Below are 21,547 nucleotides of genomic sequence, written 5' to 3'. Positions count from 1 at the left end.
AATCGCGAGTGGTCTGTGAAAATGCGTTTGCTGGAGTCAAGCGTTACAATGCGGTGAGCGCTATCTATCGCAATCGAAAAGCGGAGTTTGATGATCACCTTATGCTAACCGCAGCAGGATTATGGAACTTCTACCTGACTGCGGCATAGGAAGAACTTGAAAGGTCGCATTGGCTAGCTCTGTTCTTATTTCCCGACAACTCTAGTGCATTGGAGGGTATGCGACAATAAAGGGTTCAGATTCCGACAATGCAGAGACAGCCATCGGCAAGGGGTTGTTGATAGGATTGACTGGGGGAACCTGCTTGACTGACAGAACTAAGAAGCTAGAAAGCGGCTGAGGACAGTAAATTCACGTTTGAAGGAATCATTTTGTTGTCGCTTAGATGCGATGGCAGGTTGAGGATCAGGCGAACTTGAGAGGAACGGATAAACCTGCATTTGCCATTGGTGAGTAATGACAAGGCGAATCCAGTTCTAACCGATTTTCAGATAACTTATGCCGCGATACCAGTGAGCATCGACTTGGCGACGCTTGCCAGAGGCAACCACCTGCCCCCCCCAGTACTAAAAACAGCATCGTCAAGGCAATCACCCTGCACAACTGAGAGAACGCAAATCTGTCCCGCAACCTGGAGGCTTCGAGATTGAATCCATTTGACTTTAGATCCAAAAATGATTCCTCCACACAAAACCGGAGTCGGTATTGAGCAAAGGTTTGCAAGTTTGTCGGTTCGTCGCCCACAATCGTTCAATCGCTGTAGGATGCAACTCACATTCTCTTATCCCACCTTTCTGCATCGCTCTCACCTTTATTGATCTTCTGTGTCACGATGAAAGAAGAGTGATTTTCTGCATCGCGATGAACTGCGAATAGTAAAACTGCGGCTTGAAATCCCCGATGGCTGAGCCTGTAGCTGAGTCATCATTGCCCAGCTCACACCTAAACATTCGAACTCGATCGCTCTACCGATAACTAGTTTAGAACTAGCCAAATCACAAGATTAGTGGAACAAGATATGGCACCGCCAAAAATCAGAAAGACTGCTGGAATCTGCAATGGAGCTGCTTGTATCGGGCGGACGCAGATTCCGGTGTGGCAGTTGATTGCTTTACAAGGGCAGGGATGCTCCGAGGCAAACTTGCTCAGCGACTACCCTCAGTTGACCCGAGACGACTTGAAAGCTGCCCGCACTTACTATGCTCAGAACACCGAGGAAATTGATGAGGCGATCGCTGAGAACTTAGAGAGCTAGGGTACCAACCCCAGTTTCCCCAGCAGTTGGATTCAATTGAAGCTGCTCGTACCGAGATTGTCAGAACTGAGTATTCAAATCTCAATTCTTAATATGGTTGAGAATTTTCTCAATAAGTTAAACGAAAAAATCAGGGTTTCACTCGAAAAAATGAAGTGAAATTCTCAGTAAGGAATAATGATGAGTATTCAGTTCTGGCACTTTCATGTTGAGTCTACAGATTGAGTCGTAAACTGAAGGAAATTCAGACCATCGGCTATATAGAAGACTGACTGAGGCGCTCACCATGCGGATAAAACTGAAGGAAATTGGGTTTGCCAATGGGGTAGTGTTCGTAGACCTCTATAACATCAGTTTCAGGGTTAAAGCTTTTGTCAATACTCAGCATGTGAATGGAGAAGCGGGAAGCATTCCTGGTTCGCTCTTACAGGGGGAAGAGATGATGGTTGAGCGAGTATTGACGAATTCTGGTCGCTTATGGGTCAGCGGCAAAAACCCTAGAGGCGAGCGAGTGGATTTGAACCCCAAAGATTTGATTTACATGGAGCAGTAGCGTCGCTAACCAAGGGAAACTGTCAGAACTGGGTACTCACTTGAGGACAGAAGCCCGTAATTGATAGACTGACTACTGCCCCCAAGCTGTGCTCAGCAAGCTCTCCATGAACTGCCCTGATTGTTGCTCAGCCCGTATACCTGCTTGCAACGCACGACGAACTTGGGTTATGCTCTGTTTCGCTGCAAGAATTGTCGTTGTACCTTTAATGAACCCACAGATACACCTTTCAACTTCATCGAGGTACCTACCGATATCGTCTTTCAAGCCCTACTGTGTCGATTCCGCTACAAGCTCAGCTTTCGCGACATTGCCGAATTCTTTTTGCTGCAAGGATTTGAGTTTACCCATGAGACTGCACGGAATTGGGAAGGGCGCTTTGCTCCAACCTTTGCCAAGGAACTGAGAGCCAAACGCAAGGGGAAGGTGGGCAAGATCTGGTTTGTGGACGAGACGTACATCCGAGTCAAGGGGAGGTGGTGTTATTTGTATCAAGGCATTGATGAAGATGGGAATTTAGCCGATGTGCAATTGAGCGAGAAACGAGCTATGGCAGCGGCAAAAGCCTTCTTTGCTGAGGCTCATGAGGTTGCCCAACAACCGCCACAACGAGTAGTGACAGATGTCTGGCTTCGTACCCAAGAGCAATTGACGAGGAATTGGGAATGGATGTTGAGCATGAAGTGAGGGGTTGTTTGGGAAATCCGATCGAATAGAGCCATCGAGGGATCAAGCAACGGTACTATCCCACTTTAGGCTTTGGGGTGCTTGAGAGTGCGAAACGATTTTGTCAAGCGTTTGATGAAGTTCAGCAATTTTTGCGACCAAGAACAAGAATGGCAGAGTTCGTGTCTTTATCTGAGAAACGAGAACGCTCTATTAAACGAATTAGCGAGTTACAGGAGATATTCCAAGCTATCTAATCGAAGATAGGAAAGAGAAAGTCTGTAATGATAAAAATTATAAAAAAGCGGCGATTTGTGTAATCAGTTCTGACAGTTTTGGCAGAGGTAGCCTGTTGGGTTGCTTGGCTTACGATCTCGATCGCAGAACTGGGACTTCCGACTGCTGCGATCGAAGTAGCCTGAGCTTTTACCCTTCCCATCAAAAACACAACCAAACCAATGACAACCAGAAGAAGCACAGGAAACTTCTGTACAAGTTTCCGCAGAACTTTACCCATAGATACTCCTCCACCTGAAAAACTGGCTTAAAAACAGTTCCGTGACTTGTACTCAATAAAATCAAGAGAAAGCAACATACTGATCTAGCTCGGATTGCTGCTCCTTCACATCCGGTAGCGATGAGACTGTACTAATGAAAGCTTGGGAGGTTCCGACTGTTCCAAAAATACCTCCTTCCATTTTCACCATCTCAATCGCTGCTGCATGGAGCCGAGGATCGCTCTCAGCGCAGCAATCCTCCAGCAGCAAAATGTCATAGCCCCGATCGCTTGCTTCACGTAACGTAGAATGGACACAAACAGCAGTAGTCAAGCCGCAGATCACTAGGTTCTTGACGCCAATTCGCTGAAGTAGCAAATCAAGATCCGTTGCATAGAAAGCACCGTTACCAGGCTTGTCAATCACGGGTTCGCCGGGCAAAGGAGCCAATTCTGGAACAATTTGCCATCCGGGTTCACCCCTCACAAGAATACGCCCCAGTGGACCCTCACTTCCGATCTCTGCCCCAGCACGATGACTCCGCCAGTGCTTAACTTCTGACAAATCCGCTAAGTCGGAACGGTGCCCTTCACGGGTATGAAAAATTGGAAATCCTTTTGCTCTTGCGACCGTCAGCAAAGCTTTGATTGGCTGAATGACGGTTCGCGTCAGCGAAATATCGAATCCCTTCTGGTCAAGGTATCCCCCAAAATTGCAGAAATCAATTTGCACATCGATCACAATTAGAGCCGTGTTCTGAGGCGTAAGCTCTTGTTGATAGGGAAAAGCATATGGATCAGCAGCTACTTTCATCATGGTTGCTAGCGGATTAGCATTTACACTCTACATATTTACCGATTTGGTAAATATAGTCGAGTTTTATTTCAGGAAAAGGTAACAAAAACTAGATTTTTTGCGTGTTTTGTATTCAGAAGTACAAAATCTGCTGCTGATTTGGCGATATTCTTCAGCCTAAGGAAAGGTTTATCCTTAATTCGTTACGCATTAGTTCTGTCACGCATGAATATCGATTGAATGAGTTCTGCTTTTGCAGGCTGATTTAGCTTCCGTATTATAGTTACAGGACTGACACGGACTATGAGTTCGTTAAAAATGCATCATCTCGATAAGTGCAGTGGCTTACCATAGGAGGAAAATCGGTGCTAACTCTGTCTTGTGTTTTTCACCCGAATTGGATACTGTGCTTTAAATATTTTGAGTATTACTCTAACGTTTAAGCGATGAACTTCCGGCTGTCGCTTAAGCCAGTTTGTAAACTCAAGCAAGTCTTCATTACTTTGGCAAACATACTCCAGCATAATGTTGTATTCTCCCGTGACTGCGGAGAGATAGCTGATATTTTCTGTCTCGATTAATTCCTGAAGTAGTCTTTCGTGAAACTCGGCGCTTGTCTCTATCTCGATATAGGCAACATTGGCGTAATTGAGCTTACCCGTATTTAAAAAAGCATTAATCGTAATGATTCCATCATCAACCAAACGCTTAACGCGATATCGTACCGTTGCTTCAGGAACACCGAGTTCTCTCGAAATTTTGCTGTATGCCATTCTGCCATCTTGTTGAAGCTGTTGAATGATTTGCAGATCCAGCGAACTAATTTCCGATTCGTTAGCCTGCTCTTCATTAAGATTATCGTCGTGGTTCATCTCATAATTCATAGGGAGCAAATTCTAACTAGAAACTGGAAGGAGCAATGAGTCTATATTTTTGAATATCAGTCCATCTTGCAAGAATTTGTCTGGGTTTGACCGAAATTACTTTAGTCATTCTACATTCTGAAATCGTACTAGAGGCATATAGACAAATTTGTATCGGAACTGTGTCTAATTCTTCCAATTGTTCTGAGCACACGAGGAAAATATTATGGGCCATTCAATTAATCGACGACAGTTTATCAGAGGCGCGGCTGCTTTTGCAGGTTTTACAGCAGCAGTTGCTTGTTCTCCGCAAGCTCCCTCTGTACAAACAGACGGAAAGCGGAGCCTCAAGGTTGGAACGTTTGGCGGTTTTTTTGAGGAGGCATTTGTCAAAAATATTTATCCTGAATTCACGAAAGCAACAGGGATCGAAATCGAATCTGTGCCGACTCCTGCCGCAGATGCCTGGTACACCCAGCTAGAGACAGCAGCAAGAGCAAATCAGGCACCCACCGATCTATCGATGATGGCTCAGATCCCGATGCTGCGTGGGCAGGCTTCAGACTTATGGACACCCTTTGACCTTGAACGGATTCCCAATGCAAAGTATTTGAAGGATAACTTTATTCATCGCTATCCGGATGGACGAGTGGATGGAATTGGTGCAGCCTCCTGGTATGTCACCTTTGTAACTAATAAAACAAAGCACCCCACCGTACCTGCTTCCTGGGCTAGTTTATGGGATGAGCAATATCGGAATCAACTGGGGATGAACGCGCTTCCCACTGGAGGCTTTTTACTAGACATCACCGCAGCAACCTTCTTTGACGGCAGCAAAATTCTAGAAACCCAGGACGGGATTCTGCAAGTGCTGAATAAGGCGGCCGAAATTAAGCCGAATGTCAAATTGTGGTATCGAGATGAAGCTCAGTTTCAGCAAGCCCTGGAAACTGGAGAACTGGCAATGGGACAGTATTACCACGACGTCTCTGTATTGAAAGCGAAACAGGGCAAACCGATTCGGTCCACCTTTACACAAGAGGGAGGGATTAACGATTCGGGCTGCTGGGTGATGAGCCGTCCTTCAAAGAAGCTGGAGGAGGCATACGTCTTCATGGACTATATGTGCCAGCCTGAAATTCAAGCCAAGCTTTCCCGAAATGTTGGCGTTGCTCCCGTTATCGATCGCAAGGATACAGATTTAACAGACGAAGAATTCAACGCCGTTGCAAGCGATATTTCGCCCATTATTCCTGCTTACCGCACCTACATGGAGCAAGGAGACTGGATTGCTCAAAAGTGGACAGAAATGATAACGAGCTAGTGTCTTTTGTTCTCAGGCTGAGGTAATAGACATGGCTTATTTAGGTCTGAAGAGTATCACCAAACATTTTGGTGCTGTCAATGCAGTCGATTATATTGATCTTGAAATTTTCTCAGGAGAGTTAGTCTCTTTTCTGGGACCGTCAGGTTGCGGCAAGACAACGCTGCTGCGATTAATTGCAGGCTTAGAAACTTCTGATGGCGGACAAATCTTCTTAGGAAGTCGAGACATTACAGAGGTGCCAACCCATCAACGCGATATTGGCATGGTGTTTCAATCCTTAGCTTTATTTCCGCACATGACAGTGGGTGAAAATATTGCCTATGCATTACGCATTCAGAGAGTTCCGAAATCTCAGCAGGAAAAGCAAGTGGATGAGTTACTGGAGCTAGTGTGTTTACCGGGGGTAAAATCGCGCAGAATCTCCCAGCTTTCAGGAGGGCAGCAGCAGCGTGTTGCAATTGCTCGTGCCTTAGCGCGTCATCCCAAACTACTTTTGCTGGACGAACCCTTTTCTGCCCTGGATGCCAAGTTACGAGAAGCCATGCAGCTAGAGCTACGACTGCTTCAGCAGCGTTTGGGCATTACAACCATTTTGGTCACCCATGACCAGCAAGAAGCAATGACCATATCTGATCGAGTGGTCGTCATGAACGAGGGCAAAATTCGGCAGGTCGGTAAACCGTTAGAGATCTATCGTCATCCCACAGATCCCTTTGTTGCAGACTTTATTGGCACCAACAATCTCCTGCGAGGGGTTGTTTGCAATGAGACGGCGATCGAAGTAGAGGGGGTGCTGTTCACTGGATGGCAACTGGGCGATCGCTTCAGTTCAGGGCAACAGGTCAGTATTGGCGTTCGTCCTGAAGATGTGACCGTAGTGCCAGGGCAACCATCAGGTCGCAACTGCATTCCTGGCACTGTTACTTTTATTCGGGATATTGGCTCCAGTGTAGAAATACATCTAGACTGTCGGGGACGCAAAGTTGTTAGCACAGTTTTACCGAAAGCTAGACCCCGTCTGGCTCAGGGCGATACAGTGACTGCTTCCTTTTCAGCCAACTCCTGCATTATCCTGCAATGAGTATAAAATCTATCGCTAGACCCGCTCCTGCTACCAGGGCAGATCAATTAACGGGTAAGCTACGCTTGCTGAGAATGCTCTATCCACCAGTAATGCTGGGGATATTTCTGCTGATCCCGCTTTGCATGACGCTGATCGTCAGTGTAGCTCAACGCGCTCCAGCAGGTTTCTACAGTCCTGGTTTTGATTTAAGCCACTATCTTCGGTTTTTTACGCCGCTATTTCTCCGTCAAACGGTTTTCTCCTTTATCTTCGCAGCAGTCGCAGCAAGTTGCTGTGTCGGAGTTGCATTTCCGTTTACCTATCTGCTCACTCAGCTCTCTCAAACCGCTCAAGTCTTTATTTTGATTTTTATCCTATCGGTACTATCGCTCTCAGAAGTAATTATTAGTTTTAGCTGGTCAGTGCTGCTGTCGGAGTCAGCCGGACTATCGAATCTACTGGTTTTCCTAAAACTTCTCCCCCAGGCAGTTGCTTGGGCACCAGGACTTGCTGCTGTACTCCTAGCGTTGACCTATCGCACTTTACCCTTTGCCGTTTTAGTATTCTATCCTTCTGTCGCCCGGTTAAATCCTGAAGTCTCCGAGGCTGCACAAACCTTAGGTGCCTCTCCAGTTCGCACGTTTTTTGACATCATTCTACCGATGCAGCGACGTGCGATCGTTACGGCTTTCCTCTTTGCCTTTATCTTTGCGATCGGCTCCTATCTAATTCCGCAGATGCTTGGCAACCCCCAGCACTGGACCATTTCAGTTTTAATTACGGATCAGGCAATTCAGCAATCCAACTTACCCTTCGCTGCGGCACTGTCACTGATGCTGATGCTGCTGACGCTTGTGCTGGTCTGCCTAATTTCTTCAACTTCAGATCAGGAGACAGATTTATGAATCACTGGCTCCGAAACGGGTTAATTAGCGGTGTTTTATTATTTTTAGCTGCGCCACTTCTGGTCGTGGGCGGTGTCTCTGTCAATTCCACTAAGAGTTTGATATTTCCACCGAGGGGATTTTCTTTTCAGTGGTATGGAGAGTTGTTTACTCGGTCAGAGTGGCTCCTGCCAATGGCAAATAGCCTTGGAATTGCTTGTGCTGCGGCTGCGATCGCATCATCGATTGCGATACCGATCGCCTATTCTCTTTGGCGCACTGGAAAGGGGTACCACCAATTTCTATTTTACCTCGGTCTAGCACCAGCCGTCTTACCGCCTGTTGTGATTGCAATTAGTTTCCTCAGCTTTTGGGCATCAATCGGTGCTTATGGGAGCATCTACGCGACGATACTTTCCCATGCAATTCTCCTTGTTCCCTTTCCACTCGTTACCTCGCTACTCGGCTTGCGATCGATTCGATCGTCAGTCGTTGAGGCATCAAAAACGCTGGGAGCAAATGAATCAGTTGTCTTTATAACCATTGTACTTCCGCTGATTCAGCCCTACCTAGTTGCAGGATATGCCTTTGCTTTTGTCTTCAGCTTAAATGAGTACATTGTTTCATTCATGGTTTCGGGTTTTACAGTTGAAACTTTGCCAATCAAGATTTTTAATAGCTTGCACTATGGCTACACTCCTGTTATGGCATGTGTCACTGTATTATTTGTCGCACTCTCTGCCTTGCTATTTGCTCTGGTAAACCGCTTCGGCAGTCTGTTACAACTATTGAGCAGCTCTGCCAAAGTTTCTGCAGAACCATAATCAAGTTCCTGCTTATCTCAGTAGTCAGGTGAAATTAAACTTAAAACGCTCTAAGGCGTGGTTGCCCTCTCCTTGAAACATTCCATCGGACGACAACCCTTCGACCCTACTCTACTTCAAAGTGTCCGGGAATCTACTGCTGTAAATTTTCATTGATTTTCTGCCAACAGGTTGAACGGGCTTCTTCCAGATCCCTACAAACTCACTTCCTAACTAGTACCGTTCCAGTAACACTGCTTTCCAAAACTCGCTTGGTACACGCAACCGTTCTTCTTCAGTCACTTCTAGCTCTACACCATTCCATTCTTGTCCCATTACAGCGATCGCTATCCATAAACCCTCCAGCAAATGAACACCATCGACCACATTATTCATTCTGCTGTTTAACCCCTAGATTCTGCCTTACAAAACTTTTAGAACGGTCGACGAAACTCGTTGCACATTCCATGGGTAAATTTCGGTTATTTATTGCAATACACAACATTCTTAACCATTCTCCCAATAGTCATCTCATTTATTGATGAGGTTATAAAGCGAGTTAATTTACACTATAAAAATTCTCTTTGGTATTTGCGATAACTTAGAATATGTTGCTTGATATACAATTAATAAATCCTAGCTTGCTTAGAATTTCAATGAAGTTGATAAAACAAAAGCAATAGTCCAGCTAAAGTATTTTAGAAAGATTTCTGCTTTGGATTATTGGTCTTTCTGAGATTTTGAAGTAGCAATCTCTATTTGTTTATTTATTTTTCTTTGCAAACGGACTGACAGGACGACTAAGGAGGTTACTTCACCTTGCAGAGTTTTATTCCAACAACGGTTCTGACGGGTTACTTGGGCGCGGGCAAAACAACTCTGCTGAATTACATCCTAACAGCTCAACACGGTAAGCGAATTGCGGTTATTGTTAACGAGTTTGGCGAGGTTGGCATCGATAATCAACTGGTTATTGGTGCTGACGAAGAAATTTTCGAGATGAATAATGGCTGTATCTGCTGTACCGTACGTAGCGATCTGATTCGCATTATCAGCAACTTGATAGACCGTTCTGAAGATTTTGATTATTTAATGATTGAAACTACGGGACTAGCCGATCCAGCTCCGGTAATTCAATCATTTTTTGTGGATGAGGTGATGAAATCGCGCCTCCTGCTCGATGCCATTGTCACCGTAGTTGATGCCAAATACATTTGGGATCACTGGGACAGCAGCGAAGCCCAAGAGCAGATCGCCTTTGCCGACGTAATTTTGCTCAACAAGGTTGATCTAGTGTCGCCCCCGGTTTTAGAGGAACTGGAACACCGAATTCGGGGAATGAATGCAATCGCAAAAACCTATCAGACCGAGCAGTGCCAAATTTCTTTGGATGCGGTGTTGGGAGTCGGTGCCTTCGACCTGAAAAATGCCCTCAGCATCGACCCGGAGTTCCTAAACGAGGATGCCCACGACCATGACCAGACCATTTCCTCCGTCGCTATTCAGGAACCAGGTGTCATCAACGGCGACAAACTCAATCGCTGGCTCTATCAGCTAGTACAGTCCCGTGGTCCCGACCTTTTCCGCATGAAGGGGATTTTGAATATGGACTACGAAGACCGGCGGTTTGTCTTCCAGGGCGTTCACATGACCCTCGATGGTCGTCCCGGCCGCCCCTGGCAACCCGATGAAGTTCGACGTAATGACCTGGTATTTATTGGTCGTGATCTAGACGAACTTGAACTGCGGCTTGGTTTTAGTGAGTGTTTGATGTAACTGCAACATTATCCTTTCGGAGAGCAATCTGCCATGAAACAATCCGAAGCATTAACCATTAGTATTGGCGTGCTTGGCGGGGTTGATGTTTTTGTGACGGCAACGGTAATTCCAGTACCGGTTTGGGTTACCTTTACCGCATGGGCTTCTTTCTTTGTTGTGGGAGGCGGCGTTCAGGGGTTTATCAAGTCTATTTTCTGTAATATCACGGGCATTATCATTGCAGCACTGTCGCTGTGGTCTATTGATTTGATTGGCAATACTCCACTAGTTGCTGCTATCTGTGTAGGCATTGGTAGTGCTGCTATGGTGCAGGCATCTAAGCTGCCCTTTACCCACGGCGTTACACCAGCAATTGTTTGGGGCTTTTCGCAAACTGTTGGCACCGTTGCCGTGACCGGGTTGCCCGTGACTGCTTCCCTGCCCAATAACCCTGTTTTAATTGCGATCGCAGCTATGATTTTGGGGAACATCCTTGGCTATCTATCCGAGGCATGGGGTAAGGCTTTGACTACTACTCCCGCTGTAGCCAGAGCAGGCGAAGGAGCAAGAAAAATCAGAAGTTGAATTGGAGGGTAGGCTCGACCCATCAGCCTAAATTCACTGCATTCCTCAGAGGAAATATTGCCTTCCAAGATTAATTCAACTCTATTTGTGCATCGCTAATTACGTAAAAGAGGAGATCAACTGCTGATGAAACTACAACACTCCCTTGGAGGTCTAGAAGGACTTGGTCCTGTGGACTTCCAGAAAAAGGTATTCGTTGAACCCTGGGAAAAGCGCATTTTTGGCATTCACGCTGCCATGATGGGGTTGAGCGCTCACCTTAAAGAAGCCTTGCCTCAATACCCCATCAACCAAGTTCCAACCGCCTTTAAGGATATCTGGACTTGGGCAGACCTGCGCCGGGGCGCAGAAGCCATGAACCCGTTTGACTATTTCAGACTGCGCTATTACGAAAAATGGTTAGGAGGAATCTCTGGCTTCTTCGTAGAAAAAGGGTACATCTCTCAGGAAGAACTCGACGAGAAAACCAACTTTTATCTCAAAGAGGGAAACGTTGATCCCACTCCATTACCTGAAAAAGAGATTCCTGCTATCGATAATCAGGTTATTAAGTATTTGCAGCTTGGCGATTCCCCAAAACGAGATATCGACATTCAACCGAAGTTTACCGTAGGAGATGGCGTGGTTGTTAAAGACATGCCGGTGGCAGAACATACCCGGCTGCCCGGTCACCTGCGTGGCAAACCTGGGGTGATCGATCTGGTCTACGAAGGTTGCTACGCCTATTTCCCGGGTCCTTCCGATGGTTTGGAACTAGCTCAGCCTAGTTACAGCGTCCGCTTCGACTCTAAAGACATTTGGGGTGAAGATTTAGCCGAGCCTGGTTCAACCTTCTATGCTGATTTGTTTGAAATCTATCTCGAAGCAGCCTAGTCTTAATGTCCTTGAAATGAGGTATCTATGTCAATTCCTGGAGATGAGCGGTTTAGCTACAGCCCCAACCGTGAGCTGGAAAGCGCCGCCAAAGTCAGAGCACTCGAAGCCCTCCTAATTGAAAAGGGCATTATTGGTAGCGAAACCGTCAACAAAGTTTTGGAATATTTTGATTCCCAAATGGGACCTTTCAATGGGGCTAAACTGGTCGCCAAAGCTTGGGTCAATCCAGAATTTAAGGAACTGTTGATTAAAGATTGCAATGCAGCCTGTACTTCCCTGGGCATGACAACGGGTATGTCTGGAGCAGAGGGTGAACATATGCGGGTAGCTGAGAATACTTCCTCAGTCCACAACCTGATTATCTGTACGCTGTGCTCCTGCTACCCCTGGCCAACTCTGGGGCTGCCCCCCTACTGGTACAAAGACCCCACCTTTCGGGCTAGAGCTGCCCGTGAACCTAGAAAGGTACTCAAGGAGTTCGGTCTGGATCTAGACGGCTCCGTAGATATTCGCGTCTGGGATAGTAGCGGGCAAATTCGCTGGTGGGTACTGCCCGAAAAACCTCCAGGTACTGATCACATGAGCGAAGAAGAACTGGCGTCTTTAGTCACTCCAGAATCAATGATGGGCGTGGCAAAAGTTACCGCACCCTAGACTGTCAGTCCTGCGGTTTTCTTACCCTATTGTATTTGACAATTATTGCCACCCCTACCTTACTTACTGGCGAAACTTCCATGTTTACTCGATTTGAACATTTTGCTGCTTCCAGTTTGATGGGCAGTGAAGAATCTCCTCCCCGCAAGAATGGGCAGCTTGCCTTCAGTCGCAGTTGGGAGCAGGTCGCCTTTGCCCTCGCCATTGCGCTGTCAAAAAAGGGGCACTACGAGTGGGAAGACTTTCGCCAGAACCTGATTGCCACCATCAGCGAATGGGAGTCAGAGCACGACCTGAACGACTCCACCTGGGATTATTACCAGCGCTGGTATGCCGTTTTAGAGAAGCTGGTGCTGGAAGCCGGTCTAATAGACAAAGCAGAACTCGATGAAAAGCTAGACGTTCTACTGAACTGCGAACGTTGCCATGAAAATGCTGCAAACTCGGCTGACTGAAAATGTCTAAAAGGCTTGATACCTGATAGGTTTGATTGCGCGATAGCGAAACTCAACGTACCTCAAGCTATTGTCTAATGTTGGGTTTCACTCTGTCTTATCCGATCTGCATTAGAAACGTGTCAGGTAATTAGCTTACGACTCATGACAGTTGCAGTTCTCGATACACAAGACACACTTAGGAAGCAACCCCGATGTACGCTAAATTTTCCACATTGTTGAATCGAAAGCTGGTAATCTGTGGACTGACTGGTTCCAGCTTATTACTTTCAAGTTCTCCGGCTCTGGCTCACCATCCTTTTGGGGATAAAGCCCCTGCCAATGTTTTTGAAGGTTTTTTATCAGGTCTGGGGCATCCAGTAATTGGACCTGACCATCTAGCCTTTGTGATTGCTGTAGGGTTTGTGGCTGTTGTATTTCAGCGGGGATTGCTCATTCCAGTTTCTTTTGTCGTTGCTTCTTTGGTTGGCACAATTGTGCATTTATTGAATGTTGATTTGCCTGCCCCTGAATTTTTCATTTCCGCCTCAGTATTGCTATTTGGGCTACTCTTAGCTCTGAAAAATTCCCTACCATCAGGAGTGGTCATCGCCCTTGCAGCCGTAGCAGGGTTGTTCCATGGCTATGCCTATGGTGAAGCTGTAGTCGGTTCAGAGATGTTCCCTTTGCTGGCATACTTAGTTGGGTTTACGACCATTCAAATGGCTATAGCGATTGGTGTTTATCTCACCGTTGAGAGAATGGGAGGGAGTAGAGAACAGCAGACTATGAATTTACGTTTTGCTGGATTTACACTGGCTGGAATTGGAGTAGCTTTTCTCTCAGGCGTAGTTCTAAACTAGTGGGACATTTTTGTTATGCATTAGCTATTCATACCAGGTGAATTGCTTTGTTAACTACCCGTCCATCTGTCTAGCTTTGACCACAAGGGTATCAAAATAGACGATGGAATAAACCGGAGCCAAAGCTCGATTGTGTCAAACTTTACGCTCCTGCTCGACGGCATCGGGGACATTAGAAATCAACCCAGCTGAGACTTCTACGCCATACAGGTCTTACAGTTGTGCCTGGATATCGCGGGTACTCATGCCTCTGGGATAGAGGGACAAGACCTTGTCGTCAAAGCCGTCAAAGCGGGTCTGTCCCTTCTTAACGATGATGGGTTCAAACTTACTGTTGCGGTCGCGAGAGACGCTGATTTGAGCCTCTCCAAGCTCTCCTTTGATAGTCTTCTCGCTGTGCCCAGTGCCGCGATTACGAACGGGTTTGCTTTGGCTTGTAGGCTCCGCCTGTTGCTCTTCCAGATGGTTTTCATTTCCGCGTTCAAGCAGCGTTTCACCAAAACAGCCGTTAGCTGTTTGAGTATCCCTCCATCCCCCAGCAGGTCTTCGGAAGTCTCATAGCCTTTGAGCAATTCATCGAGCAGTTCAGGTCGAAAAGTCATAGTGCGAGTGCCTTGGGTCTAGTCGTTCATTAGCTCTCATTTCCTGGCCTTTGACACAAACATTTATATAATTCCCTAAAATCTTTGCGACGCAACCTTAGTTGATGCTACTCAAGCTACAGTGCTCGATCGCCGCTCGCGTTTCTGCCACTTGGGACACTTTCAAGTAGCGCGCCTTCTGCCCCTGCACTCTCAAGCGATACTGAACTGAGAGTTGCCCTCGCACCGTTGTCCCACCTGGAACTGAGGAGTCAATCCGGGCATTGAGCAAGCTCTCTCCCGCTGCTTGAAGGGCAGCAATCTCGGTTTCTAGCTCTACGAGTCTGGCGTTCAGGTCTGGGTATTTCAGTTTTGATGCGTGTCAGATTCGTAATGCTTGACCTTATTTTGACACGCATCAAGTTGAGCAAGGTTTAGCATGATCCCGATTGCCTTCAAAGGCTTGATTAGAGAGACTTTGAGAAGATTGGACATGAAAGTTGTCTTAGAATTGTTAGATAGAGATGATTTCGCTTATCTCTACCTGATATCGACGTAACTTCTGCTCCAACCATGCCTGACTCCCCCCCTAGCCCCATCCTCCCGATCGTGATCGTGCCCCTTGAGGGCGGCAAGAAGGAGGAACCTCGGCGATCGGAACCCCCGGATTTACGTCACTGGCAAGTCGAGGAGTTCCTGCGGCAGACCGGCAAGGCGGAGAATACACAGCGGGCTTACCGAGGACAACTAGTTCGGTTTGCTGCCTGGTGCAATAAGTCCTGGCTAGACGTCACCCCCAGCGACATTGGGAAATATCGACGGGAGCTAAAGTCGAAGGGATTGAAGCCCACGTCGATTAATCATGTACTGAATACGCTGCGATCGTTCTATGGTTGGCTCCGCCGGAGCAATGGCTATCCGATGAATCAACCGTTGCCTACGGATGCAATCGATCTGGAGCGGCAGGAGGAACCCCAGGCAGATCATCTAGAGACGGAGGATTTGAGTCTGCTATGGGAAGCGTTGAGTTTTGATGATGCAACACGGGTGCGCGACCGGGCGATCGTGGCAGTGCTGAGTCATGGACTGCGAGCATCAGAAGCGTCTGCTCTCAATGTGGAGCATTGGAACGGCAAGATGCTGAAGGTGCATCGATCCAAGGGGCAGAACGTGAGTGAGTTGCCGTTGAGCCGGGAGGCGCGATCGTACCTGGAAGCTTATTTAGAGTGGCGACGGCAGCAGGGCGGGGTGTTTGAACCACTGCCGGAGAGTCCGATGTTTCTAGCGCAGGACCCGAAGAATAAGGGGCAGAGGTTAGGCTACAAAGGGCTGCACAAAATGGTGCGAAAGCTGGGGTTAGTTGCTGGGGTAGAAGACATTAATCCACACCGCTTCCGCCACACGTTTGGAACAGAGGTAACACGGCGGGGTGTTGATCCCCTGTTTGGGAAGGAGTTGATGGGGATCAAGAGCGATCGCGTGTTTCAACGGTACACGAAAGGGGTGTTTAAGCAGGCAGCGGCTGAGGCGTATCTCAAGGCGATCGGTGAGGATAGTGATGAGAAGAGTTAACGCCCCACATCAGCGGCGGCAGTTCCCTCTCGCAACGGCTCGTTGTTTTATGAGCAGGATGTGGGCATCTCAGAAATCAATTAATAATCTCTCCTTTGTTATTGGCCAACTTTTCACGCCATTTTTGGAGTTCATCAGGTGTTTGTCTCACCCAATCTGTTACTTCGCCAATGATTTTTAATGGCGCTTGGGAGCGATATGAGCGTGTCGGATTGCCCGGGAACTTTTTGTCTGTAACATTCGGGTCATTTTCAAAATCCCCTGTCGGTTCAACGATATAAACATATTCACGTCCATCGCCTTTTGCTAATGCAGCAGCTAGTCCCGCCCCATTAACAAGGGCTGTGAAATAAATGTGATTCATTTTGAGTTCAGGTTTGTAATTAGAACTGCCCCCCGCTGTCAGCAAATCGCCAACCTGCAAATCTGCTTTCGTTCCATGATAAAAGGGGCCTTTGTCAGAAGGTTTATCCTTAAACGAAGTTGCTAATTCATAACACTTTTTTGCCTTGTCAGGGTTGCTTAAGTCCTCATAGCATTTGGCAATGTTTGAATATAAAGAAGGGAAAGCACTCTTAACGGAGTCGTTATTTATTTTTAATGCAAACTCCAAAGCCGTTTCGAGCCATTTTAATCTGTCGGAAACATTCTTTTGATGTCGGGCTACATAATGAGCTGAAATAAATTTCTCAAAGTCGCTTGTCGCTTCGTTCCAGGCTTGAAGAAAAAATTCACTTGCTTCTTCAGGTTTGCCTTTTTCTTCCATGCCCATACCTTGAAGGCAGAGTTTAACAACATTGTTGTTTGGGTTGAATTCCATAATTATTTGCCTCTTAATTGTTAGACATTATCGGCAATAAGAAGTGTATCGCAACTACCGCTAATGGCGACATTCACCGGCTGCCAGTAGCCTTAGTCCTATCCGATCACCCTCAACAGTCTGGTGCAATGAAGGGTTGGGGGACGATCGCCTAAAAGCTACAGTAGATACATCCATAACTGGAACGAGAGTAGCTAGATGGTTAACTGGATTTTAGAAGACGGTGTTTTTGGCTGCTCTATGACTCCGCTGGCATCTGAGATCTAAAAGCAAGGACACAATGTCAAAATTATTGACTACACCAGAGGCAACACAGATTATCAACGCTTCTTTTCTTCAACAGAGTGCCTCATTTTCTACGGCTCACTTCACATCGCTCAACAAATCCAGAATTCCGGTTTATCCTGGACACCAGGAATCATCGGGACGATTGAACAGTATTACTGCACCCACTACTATCCCCATCTCAAACCCTAGCTGTTGAATGCAGAAGGGCAGATTTTACCCCTGTCAGAATTGTTCTCTTCCAATATTGATAATCCTCAACTGCCTGTTGATCTTCAGGGGAGCAAACATTTGTTTATTCGCCCGAACAGCCCGCTTAAGCCTTTTGCAGGTGGGCTTTATTCCCTCAGAGAACTGACTAATTTAGACAATTTTATGAAACGCCACTATTTGGAAGACCCAAACTTGCTGGTTGTTGTCGCACCAGAAAAGCCGATTGAAGCAGAGTGGCAGGTGATTATTGCTCGAGGGCAAGTTTTGTGTGCTTCTCAATATCGGCAGTTTAGAGAACCTTGCTATCAATCTGGAATGCCTGAGAGAGTGCAACAAGGCAGCAAAGGCACAAAAGGACAGAGGAGTCGAAGTCGTCAGGCAAACAAAGGAAGGGTTGAGTAGATGACCTTGCCCAGAATTGAGTAGCGGTCGAGAGAGGGGTGATCGCTCAAATCCTTTCGCAACCTCAGATACATGCGAACCCTTGCCGAGGCCTACCCTGACGAAGAAGTCGTGCAACACAGCGTTGCACAATTGCTCTGGCGACATAACATCGCCTGCTTGAAAAGCTCAAAGACCCCGCTGAACGGCTCTGGTACGCTGAGCAAGCGATTGAAAATGGCTGGAGCCGGGATGTCCTGGTTCTACAAATTGAAACGAACCTGCGTAATCGCCTGGGTGGCACGGTCACTAACTTCCAGCGGCTACTTCCTAAACCTGAATCTGATCTTGCGCTTTTTCTCGTTCTGCCCGAATTCGATCGAGCAACACTGAGGCAGGTTCATCATTAGGATCTTGTTTAACCAGTTCACCTCGAAAGGCTTTAGCAGGGATGGATTGGTTAAGGGCATACTTCTCACGTTTTTTCCGTGCAGTTCAGCCCAAATGGCTCCCTATTAACGGGCAGTTGTGGTGATCATACAATTCGCCTTTGGAATAGTCAGACTGGTCAGCCTATTCACATCCTCCATGCGTATAACGATTGGATTCGCGCGCTAAACTTTAGCGCCGATGGCAAAATGCTGGCGAGTGGAGGGCAAGACTTGATCGTGAATCCCTGGAATGTTCATACCGGAGCATGCTTGAGAACCTGGCAAGATTTCAAGTCCTGGGTGTGGGGGTAAGTTTCCACCCCGATGGCGATCGCTTGATGACAGCCGCAGGAACCACACTCCAACTTAGGAGGTGGCTGCATGAAAGGAATGAGTAGGGAAGATATACTATGTAAAAAATATACCTAAAGTTACATCCATACTACGTATAAAGATAAACAGAAAGTCTCTGTCGCTCCGCCTAAATGAGCTTATTATGCAGAATTATTTTGCCGATCTCCCGAAACTGGATGAATCGGCAGAACGATTCTGTATATCACTCTCTAAAATAGGTGGATCGACAGAATAATTCAGTCTATGAAAGTTATGCGGCTCAGGTTTTAGATGAGGACTGTTGCTACTCAGTACCAAGATAAAATTGAGCAAGTTTGCGAGTTGCACTGGTGTAGATAATGGCTGAAACGGTCTGGAAATTGACCCTCACAACCGAACGCCTAATCCTTCGCCCTCAGCAGCCAGGTGATTACGATTATTGGATTGCTGGCTTTGCTGGACGCATGGAAAGCCAGCATCAATACGACGATGGGTTGGTGAGCTTGGAACATTGCGATCGCGAATGGTTCACGAATCTATGTCAGCGACATCAACAAGAAGCTCTATCTGATCTCTTCTTCATCTTTGGAATTTTTGATCGCTATACAAGGCAGCATTTTGGAAACGTTGACTTGATCACAATTCGACGTGACAACTACCAGTGGGCAGTAATCGGATATGAAATTCATAACCAACATTGGCGGAAAGGCATTGGCAAAGAAGCAGTTCGAGCCGCCTTAATTGCGGGTTTTGAGTCGCTTGGTTATCACCGGATCGAAGCTATCATTAATCTAGATAATCAAGCATCCATTGCCTTGGCGGAAAGTGTCGGAATGCAAAAAGAGTGTATTCGTCGTGGCTTCCTTTACGAAAATGAAGAATGGATCGATCAACTCATTTATGTTGCCTCGCCTCATGATGTGGATTTGGTCGAAAAACCACCAGAGCGCGCCTCATAGCAATCCCGTTGCACACCCACCGTTGAGAGATAGTTGATTGAGTCCGAAAAGTTAATAGCGGCGGGTGAACGGGGTCGTTGTTGAGTGATGGATTGATGCCGAACCCGATCGCACTTAAAACTAATCAATCTGAAGGGGTTTTGCCTGGGAGATGTGAACCTTATTTAAGTTCTACGGACTCACTCAGGACGGGTTTGTTGTATCAGACAGATCAAGCTGTCAAACAAATAAAGTAAGTGAGTGACTCAATATGACTCAAACTCGTTTATCCTCGGGTCCATCTTCTATTGAGGAGCACATCGTTACGACCTACGGTGCGCTCCGGCGTGGGATTGGTTACCTGGCGATCGCGCTCCCAGTAATTCTGTCAGTTTGGGGAATCCTCAAGTATGGACTGCCGCTTCAGGATTCAATCAGTGCCTATTACCATGCCTTTGTGTCGACAGGGCAACCCCCAGGACTGTTTGAGGTTGCAGGCAACGGGGTAATGCGGAACTGGTTTGTTGGCATTCTCTGGGCGATCGGCGTTTTCCTGGTGCTCTACCGGGGGTATGGACGGCGTGAGAACATAGCCCTCAATATTGCTGGAGTACTGCTGATCATCGTCGCAATGTTTCCAATGGACTGGACCTGTGGCGTAACCTGCCCAAAAGTCTCGGTTCATGGAATTGCCGCAATTCTATTTTTTCTGACGATCGGCTATGTCTGTATTTTCCGGTCTGGCGATACGCTACCGCTGATTAAAGATTCGGATGCGAGGGAGTTCTACAAACGGTGGTATCGCATCATTGGTACGGTGATGTGGGTATTTCCGCTGGTGGTTGCCGTGCTGGAGTTTTTTCAGCTTCGTCCCTTTGGCACGCGCACGGTGTTTTTTATTGAGGTTGCGGGCATCTGGACGTTTGCGGCTTACTGGTTGCTTAAGAGCCGTGAGATCGATCGCAGTAAGGCGGATGTTGCCGCTGTGAATGGAAAACTGGAACGAACTCCCCGCAAGTATGGCGTGATTCCCTACTTGCTTGATACCAGACCCGCCGTTGAGGAAAAGTGAGCATCCGCAATCTATATTTGTTTTTCCAGAACTTGATGAGAAGCGGCTTGATGGATGCGATCGAAGGGGTAGTTAGACTAAATTTTTCCGCCTTATCGCCAAATTAGGATTTTAGGCGGAAAGATTCAGTCTAAGCAATTGTTGTGTCAGCGCATGGTGCAACTATGTTAGTGCTTGAAAACCCTAGTATCGGCGCGACACAACACATCGTTGGAACAGATGCCGCCTGTTAACCGCACGGCGGCCAAGACGGCATTGCAGTTCAACTCCATCATTACCACCTCTACGATTGCCGAAAATGAGTCAGTTCGGCAGCACGTTTACTAGGCTTGATAAAGCAGCGAGCGTTTCAGGCATACTACAAGAATTCGCCCAATGTTTCTTTTCGGCCAAGTTTCAAAATGACGATCAGCCCTCCTCGCAAACCCAAGAACTAAGACGTCCGATCGCTCTGAGATTCCTACTCTTCTACAAAGACATCCCCATCGGCACTGATGCCAACGGCGCCGTTTTCATCGGCATAGCCTATGTTGCCCTCGCTGTCCATCACAGTGACGCTGCCATCGACATCTTCATGTTCCACATTGCCTTCGCTATCCACGGTCGTGACGCTGCCGTCTGCATCGACATAGGCCGCGTTGCCCTCGCTATCCACCGCCGTCGCGCTGCCGTCTTCGTACACATCCACACTTATGTCTTGAGCAATAGCAGGCAAGCACAGAACTAAGCTACACAAAGCAATACCGCTCATCACCAGTAGTTTTTTCACAGAACACTCCTTTAAGGACTTCTCAGTTCTATTTAATACCAAGTCAATTTGCTAAGGGTGAAATTACGGACTTCTGAACTGAGGCAATTGCCCTTGCCAGCCAAAAGAGGTGTGGGTAGCGGTGCGATGTAGCAAGTCGAGTGCTTTGTAGCAGTTGGGAGTGTATAGCTTTACGCGATTAGGTTAGAACGCTAGGCTAGGGGAAAACCAGCGTCTAGAAGTGCCTATGCCTTCCCCTTATGGTGACGACCTGCGTCGCAAAGCAATTAATGCCGT

At 47.1% G+C, this 21,547-nt stretch carries 24 protein-coding genes and 3 pseudogenes; 19 read left to right on the top strand and 8 right to left on the bottom strand.

Annotated elements, in window-relative coordinates; genetic code table 11:
* The 4 genes and pseudogenes from NDA02_RS26235 to NDA02_RS26220 all read left to right on the top strand — a co-directional run.
* A pseudogene (locus tag NDA02_RS26235) lies at positions 1 to 149 on the top strand (IS5/IS1182 family transposase); the annotation flags it as partial.
* 869 nt (positions 150 to 1,018) lie between these two features.
* Positions 1,019 to 1,255, top strand: coding sequence for a DUF433 domain-containing protein (locus NDA02_RS26230; RefSeq protein WP_190791111.1), 237 nt, complete (start codon positions 1,019 to 1,021; stop codon positions 1,253 to 1,255).
* A gap of 286 nt (positions 1,256 to 1,541) precedes the next feature.
* Positions 1,542 to 1,808, top strand: a complete 267-nt coding sequence (locus NDA02_RS26225; RefSeq protein ID WP_190791112.1) for a hypothetical protein — start codon at positions 1,542 to 1,544, stop codon at positions 1,806 to 1,808.
* Positions 1,809 to 1,914: 106 nt separating this feature from the next.
* Positions 1,915 to 2,731, top strand: a pseudogene (locus NDA02_RS26220) (IS6 family transposase).
* Here NDA02_RS26220 and NDA02_RS26215 read toward each other — a convergent pair.
* From NDA02_RS26215 to NDA02_RS26205, 3 genes are all read right to left on the bottom strand, one after another.
* Positions 2,728 to 2,991, bottom strand: a complete 264-nt coding sequence (locus tag NDA02_RS26215) for a hypothetical protein (protein WP_348256192.1) — start codon at positions 2,989 to 2,991, stop codon at positions 2,728 to 2,730. The pseudogene NDA02_RS26220 and the gene NDA02_RS26215 overlap by 4 nt on opposite strands.
* Before the next feature lie 61 nt (positions 2,992 to 3,052).
* On the bottom strand, positions 3,053 to 3,787 hold the full coding sequence (locus NDA02_RS26210; protein ID WP_190791114.1) for an isochorismatase family protein: 735 nt from the start codon (positions 3,785 to 3,787) through the stop codon (positions 3,053 to 3,055).
* Positions 3,788 to 4,134: 347 nt separating this feature from the next.
* Positions 4,135 to 4,638 (bottom strand): Lrp/AsnC family transcriptional regulator, encoded by a 504-nt coding sequence (locus NDA02_RS26205; RefSeq protein ID WP_190791115.1) that lies wholly within the window; start codon positions 4,636 to 4,638, stop codon positions 4,135 to 4,137.
* A 217-nt stretch (positions 4,639 to 4,855) separates the two neighbouring features.
* Here NDA02_RS26205 and NDA02_RS26200 point away from each other — a divergent pair, with 217 nt between their 5' ends.
* The 4 genes from NDA02_RS26200 to NDA02_RS26185 all read left to right on the top strand — a co-directional run bounded on the left by NDA02_RS26200 (position 4,856) and on the right by NDA02_RS26185 (position 8,727).
* Positions 4,856 to 5,953 carry an extracellular solute-binding protein gene (locus NDA02_RS26200; protein ID WP_348249980.1) on the top strand — a complete coding sequence of 366 codons (1,098 nt, stop codon included), beginning with the start codon at positions 4,856 to 4,858 and terminating at the stop codon, positions 5,951 to 5,953.
* Positions 5,954 to 5,984: 31 nt separating this feature from the next.
* Complete coding sequence (locus NDA02_RS26195) at positions 5,985 to 7,037, top strand: ABC transporter ATP-binding protein (protein ID WP_348249981.1); 1,053 nt, start codon at positions 5,985 to 5,987, stop codon at positions 7,035 to 7,037.
* Between the two features lie 74 nt (positions 7,038 to 7,111).
* A complete protein-coding gene (locus NDA02_RS26190) occupies positions 7,112 to 7,924 on the top strand; it encodes an ABC transporter permease (RefSeq protein ID WP_348256193.1) in 813 nt (270 codons plus the stop codon).
* Positions 7,921 to 8,727 carry an ABC transporter permease gene (locus NDA02_RS26185; RefSeq protein ID WP_190792351.1) on the top strand — a complete coding sequence of 269 codons (807 nt, stop codon included), beginning with the start codon at positions 7,921 to 7,923 and terminating at the stop codon, positions 8,725 to 8,727. The genes NDA02_RS26190 and NDA02_RS26185 overlap by 4 nt, the downstream gene beginning before the upstream one ends.
* A gap of 213 nt (positions 8,728 to 8,940) precedes the next feature.
* On the opposite strand, the gene NDA02_RS26180 is transcribed toward NDA02_RS26185, so the two are convergent.
* Positions 8,941 to 9,102: a hypothetical protein gene (locus tag NDA02_RS26180; protein WP_348249982.1), complete on the bottom strand. Its 162-nt coding sequence runs from the start codon at positions 9,100 to 9,102 to the stop codon at positions 8,941 to 8,943.
* 423 nt (positions 9,103 to 9,525) lie between these two features.
* Here NDA02_RS26180 and NDA02_RS26175 point away from each other — a divergent pair, with 423 nt between their 5' ends.
* The 6 genes from NDA02_RS26175 (at position 9,526) to NDA02_RS26150 (ending at position 13,876) form a co-directional block, all read left to right on the top strand.
* The gene (locus NDA02_RS26175) at positions 9,526 to 10,482 is read left to right on the top strand and encodes a GTP-binding protein (protein ID WP_348249983.1); all 957 of its coding nucleotides are present in this window, start codon (positions 9,526 to 9,528) and stop codon (positions 10,480 to 10,482) included.
* A gap of 33 nt (positions 10,483 to 10,515) precedes the next feature.
* Positions 10,516 to 11,049, top strand: coding sequence for a DUF1097 domain-containing protein (locus tag NDA02_RS26170; protein ID WP_348249984.1), 534 nt, complete (start codon positions 10,516 to 10,518; stop codon positions 11,047 to 11,049).
* A gap of 126 nt (positions 11,050 to 11,175) precedes the next feature.
* Positions 11,176 to 11,922 (top strand): nitrile hydratase subunit beta, encoded by a 747-nt coding sequence (gene nthB, locus NDA02_RS26165; protein WP_348256191.1) that lies wholly within the window; start codon positions 11,176 to 11,178, stop codon positions 11,920 to 11,922.
* 27 nt (positions 11,923 to 11,949) lie between these two features.
* A complete protein-coding gene (gene nthA, locus NDA02_RS26160) occupies positions 11,950 to 12,579 on the top strand; it encodes a nitrile hydratase subunit alpha (protein ID WP_348249918.1) in 630 nt (209 codons plus the stop codon).
* 80 nt (positions 12,580 to 12,659) lie between these two features.
* On the top strand, positions 12,660 to 13,034 hold the full coding sequence (locus NDA02_RS26155; RefSeq protein WP_348249917.1) for a nitrile hydratase accessory protein: 375 nt from the start codon (positions 12,660 to 12,662) through the stop codon (positions 13,032 to 13,034).
* Between the two features lie 194 nt (positions 13,035 to 13,228).
* Positions 13,229 to 13,876, top strand: coding sequence for a HupE/UreJ family protein (locus NDA02_RS26150; protein WP_348256190.1), 648 nt, complete (start codon positions 13,229 to 13,231; stop codon positions 13,874 to 13,876).
* 699 nt (positions 13,877 to 14,575) lie between these two features.
* Here the strand turns inward: NDA02_RS26150 and NDA02_RS26145 are convergent.
* Positions 14,576 to 14,749, bottom strand: coding sequence for a hypothetical protein (locus NDA02_RS26145; protein ID WP_190792358.1), 174 nt, complete (start codon positions 14,747 to 14,749; stop codon positions 14,576 to 14,578).
* A 281-nt stretch (positions 14,750 to 15,030) separates the two neighbouring features.
* Between NDA02_RS26145 and NDA02_RS26140 the strand changes: the two genes are divergently transcribed.
* A complete protein-coding gene (locus NDA02_RS26140) occupies positions 15,031 to 16,029 on the top strand; it encodes a tyrosine-type recombinase/integrase (protein ID WP_190792359.1) in 999 nt (332 codons plus the stop codon).
* A gap of 76 nt (positions 16,030 to 16,105) precedes the next feature.
* On the opposite strand, the gene arr is transcribed toward NDA02_RS26140, so the two are convergent.
* On the bottom strand, positions 16,106 to 16,849 hold the full coding sequence (arr, locus tag NDA02_RS26135) for an NAD(+)--rifampin ADP-ribosyltransferase (RefSeq protein ID WP_190792360.1): 744 nt from the start codon (positions 16,847 to 16,849) through the stop codon (positions 16,106 to 16,108).
* Positions 16,850 to 17,509: 660 nt separating this feature from the next.
* Here arr and NDA02_RS26130 point away from each other — a divergent pair.
* Together NDA02_RS26130 and NDA02_RS26125 are read left to right on the top strand one after the other, a co-directional pair.
* Positions 17,510 to 17,749 (top strand): hypothetical protein, encoded by a 240-nt coding sequence (locus NDA02_RS26130; protein ID WP_242067378.1) that lies wholly within the window; start codon positions 17,510 to 17,512, stop codon positions 17,747 to 17,749.
* Positions 17,750 to 17,904: 155 nt separating this feature from the next.
* The gene (locus tag NDA02_RS26125; RefSeq protein ID WP_242067379.1) at positions 17,905 to 18,138 is read left to right on the top strand and encodes a DUF1016 N-terminal domain-containing protein; all 234 of its coding nucleotides are present in this window, start codon (positions 17,905 to 17,907) and stop codon (positions 18,136 to 18,138) included.
* Here NDA02_RS26125 and NDA02_RS26120 read toward each other — a convergent pair.
* A pseudogene (locus tag NDA02_RS26120) lies at positions 18,089 to 18,196 on the bottom strand (type I restriction endonuclease subunit S); the annotation flags it as partial. The gene NDA02_RS26125 and the pseudogene NDA02_RS26120 sit on opposite strands and share 50 nt — an antisense overlap.
* Before the next feature lie 655 nt (positions 18,197 to 18,851).
* Between NDA02_RS26120 and NDA02_RS26115 the strand changes: the two are divergent.
* Together NDA02_RS26115 and NDA02_RS26110 are read left to right on the top strand one after the other, a co-directional pair.
* Positions 18,852 to 19,451 carry a GNAT family protein gene (locus NDA02_RS26115; RefSeq protein ID WP_190792362.1) on the top strand — a complete coding sequence of 200 codons (600 nt, stop codon included), beginning with the start codon at positions 18,852 to 18,854 and terminating at the stop codon, positions 19,449 to 19,451.
* Between the two features lie 250 nt (positions 19,452 to 19,701).
* On the top strand, positions 19,702 to 20,502 hold the full coding sequence (locus NDA02_RS26110; protein ID WP_348249914.1) for a hypothetical protein: 801 nt from the start codon (positions 19,702 to 19,704) through the stop codon (positions 20,500 to 20,502).
* A 460-nt stretch (positions 20,503 to 20,962) separates the two neighbouring features.
* On the opposite strand, the gene NDA02_RS26105 is transcribed toward NDA02_RS26110, so the two are convergent.
* Positions 20,963 to 21,271, bottom strand: a complete 309-nt coding sequence (locus NDA02_RS26105) for a hypothetical protein (RefSeq protein WP_348256189.1) — start codon at positions 21,269 to 21,271, stop codon at positions 20,963 to 20,965.
* Between the last annotated feature and the right edge of the window lie 276 nt (positions 21,272 to 21,547).

The organism is Leptolyngbya sp. ST-U4 (genome assembly GCF_039962215.1).
GTDB lineage: Bacteria > Cyanobacteriota > Cyanobacteriia > Elainellales > Elainellaceae > Leptolyngbya_A.
This window is presented reverse-complemented; position numbering and strand designations above follow the sequence as displayed.

Excerpts from the sequence above, each read along its gene's own strand:
- NDA02_RS26230 (WP_190791111.1), top strand. The coding sequence starts at position 1,019 with ATGGCACCGCCAAAAATCAGAAAGACTGCTGGAATCTGCAATGGAGCT.
- NDA02_RS26225 (WP_190791112.1), top strand. The coding sequence starts at position 1,542 with ATGCGGATAAAACTGAAGGAAATTGGGTTTGCCAATGGGGTAGTGTTC.
- NDA02_RS26215 (WP_348256192.1), bottom strand. The coding sequence starts at position 2,991 with ATGGGTAAAGTTCTGCGGAAACTTGTACAGAAGTTTCCTGTGCTTCTT.
- NDA02_RS26210 (WP_190791114.1), bottom strand. The coding sequence starts at position 3,787 with ATGATGAAAGTAGCTGCTGATCCATATGCTTTTCCCTATCAACAAGAG.
- NDA02_RS26205 (WP_190791115.1), bottom strand. The coding sequence starts at position 4,638 with ATGAACCACGACGATAATCTTAATGAAGAGCAGGCTAACGAATCGGAA.
- NDA02_RS26200 (WP_348249980.1), top strand. The coding sequence starts at position 4,856 with ATGGGCCATTCAATTAATCGACGACAGTTTATCAGAGGCGCGGCTGCT.
- NDA02_RS26195 (WP_348249981.1), top strand. The coding sequence starts at position 5,985 with ATGGCTTATTTAGGTCTGAAGAGTATCACCAAACATTTTGGTGCTGTC.
- NDA02_RS26190 (WP_348256193.1), top strand. The coding sequence starts at position 7,112 with ATGCTCTATCCACCAGTAATGCTGGGGATATTTCTGCTGATCCCGCTT.
- NDA02_RS26185 (WP_190792351.1), top strand. The coding sequence starts at position 7,921 with ATGAATCACTGGCTCCGAAACGGGTTAATTAGCGGTGTTTTATTATTT.
- NDA02_RS26180 (WP_348249982.1), bottom strand. The coding sequence starts at position 9,102 with ATGAATAATGTGGTCGATGGTGTTCATTTGCTGGAGGGTTTATGGATA.
- NDA02_RS26170 (WP_348249984.1), top strand. The coding sequence starts at position 10,516 with ATGAAACAATCCGAAGCATTAACCATTAGTATTGGCGTGCTTGGCGGG.
- nthB (WP_348256191.1), top strand. The coding sequence starts at position 11,176 with ATGAAACTACAACACTCCCTTGGAGGTCTAGAAGGACTTGGTCCTGTG.
- nthA (WP_348249918.1), top strand. The coding sequence starts at position 11,950 with ATGTCAATTCCTGGAGATGAGCGGTTTAGCTACAGCCCCAACCGTGAG.
- NDA02_RS26155 (WP_348249917.1), top strand. The coding sequence starts at position 12,660 with ATGTTTACTCGATTTGAACATTTTGCTGCTTCCAGTTTGATGGGCAGT.
- NDA02_RS26150 (WP_348256190.1), top strand. The coding sequence starts at position 13,229 with ATGTACGCTAAATTTTCCACATTGTTGAATCGAAAGCTGGTAATCTGT.
- NDA02_RS26140 (WP_190792359.1), top strand. The coding sequence starts at position 15,031 with ATGCCTGACTCCCCCCCTAGCCCCATCCTCCCGATCGTGATCGTGCCC.
- arr (WP_190792360.1), bottom strand. The coding sequence starts at position 16,849 with ATGGAATTCAACCCAAACAACAATGTTGTTAAACTCTGCCTTCAAGGT.
- NDA02_RS26130 (WP_242067378.1), top strand. The coding sequence starts at position 17,510 with ATGAAACGCCACTATTTGGAAGACCCAAACTTGCTGGTTGTTGTCGCA.
- NDA02_RS26115 (WP_190792362.1), top strand. The coding sequence starts at position 18,852 with ATGGCTGAAACGGTCTGGAAATTGACCCTCACAACCGAACGCCTAATC.
- NDA02_RS26110 (WP_348249914.1), top strand. The coding sequence starts at position 19,702 with ATGACTCAAACTCGTTTATCCTCGGGTCCATCTTCTATTGAGGAGCAC.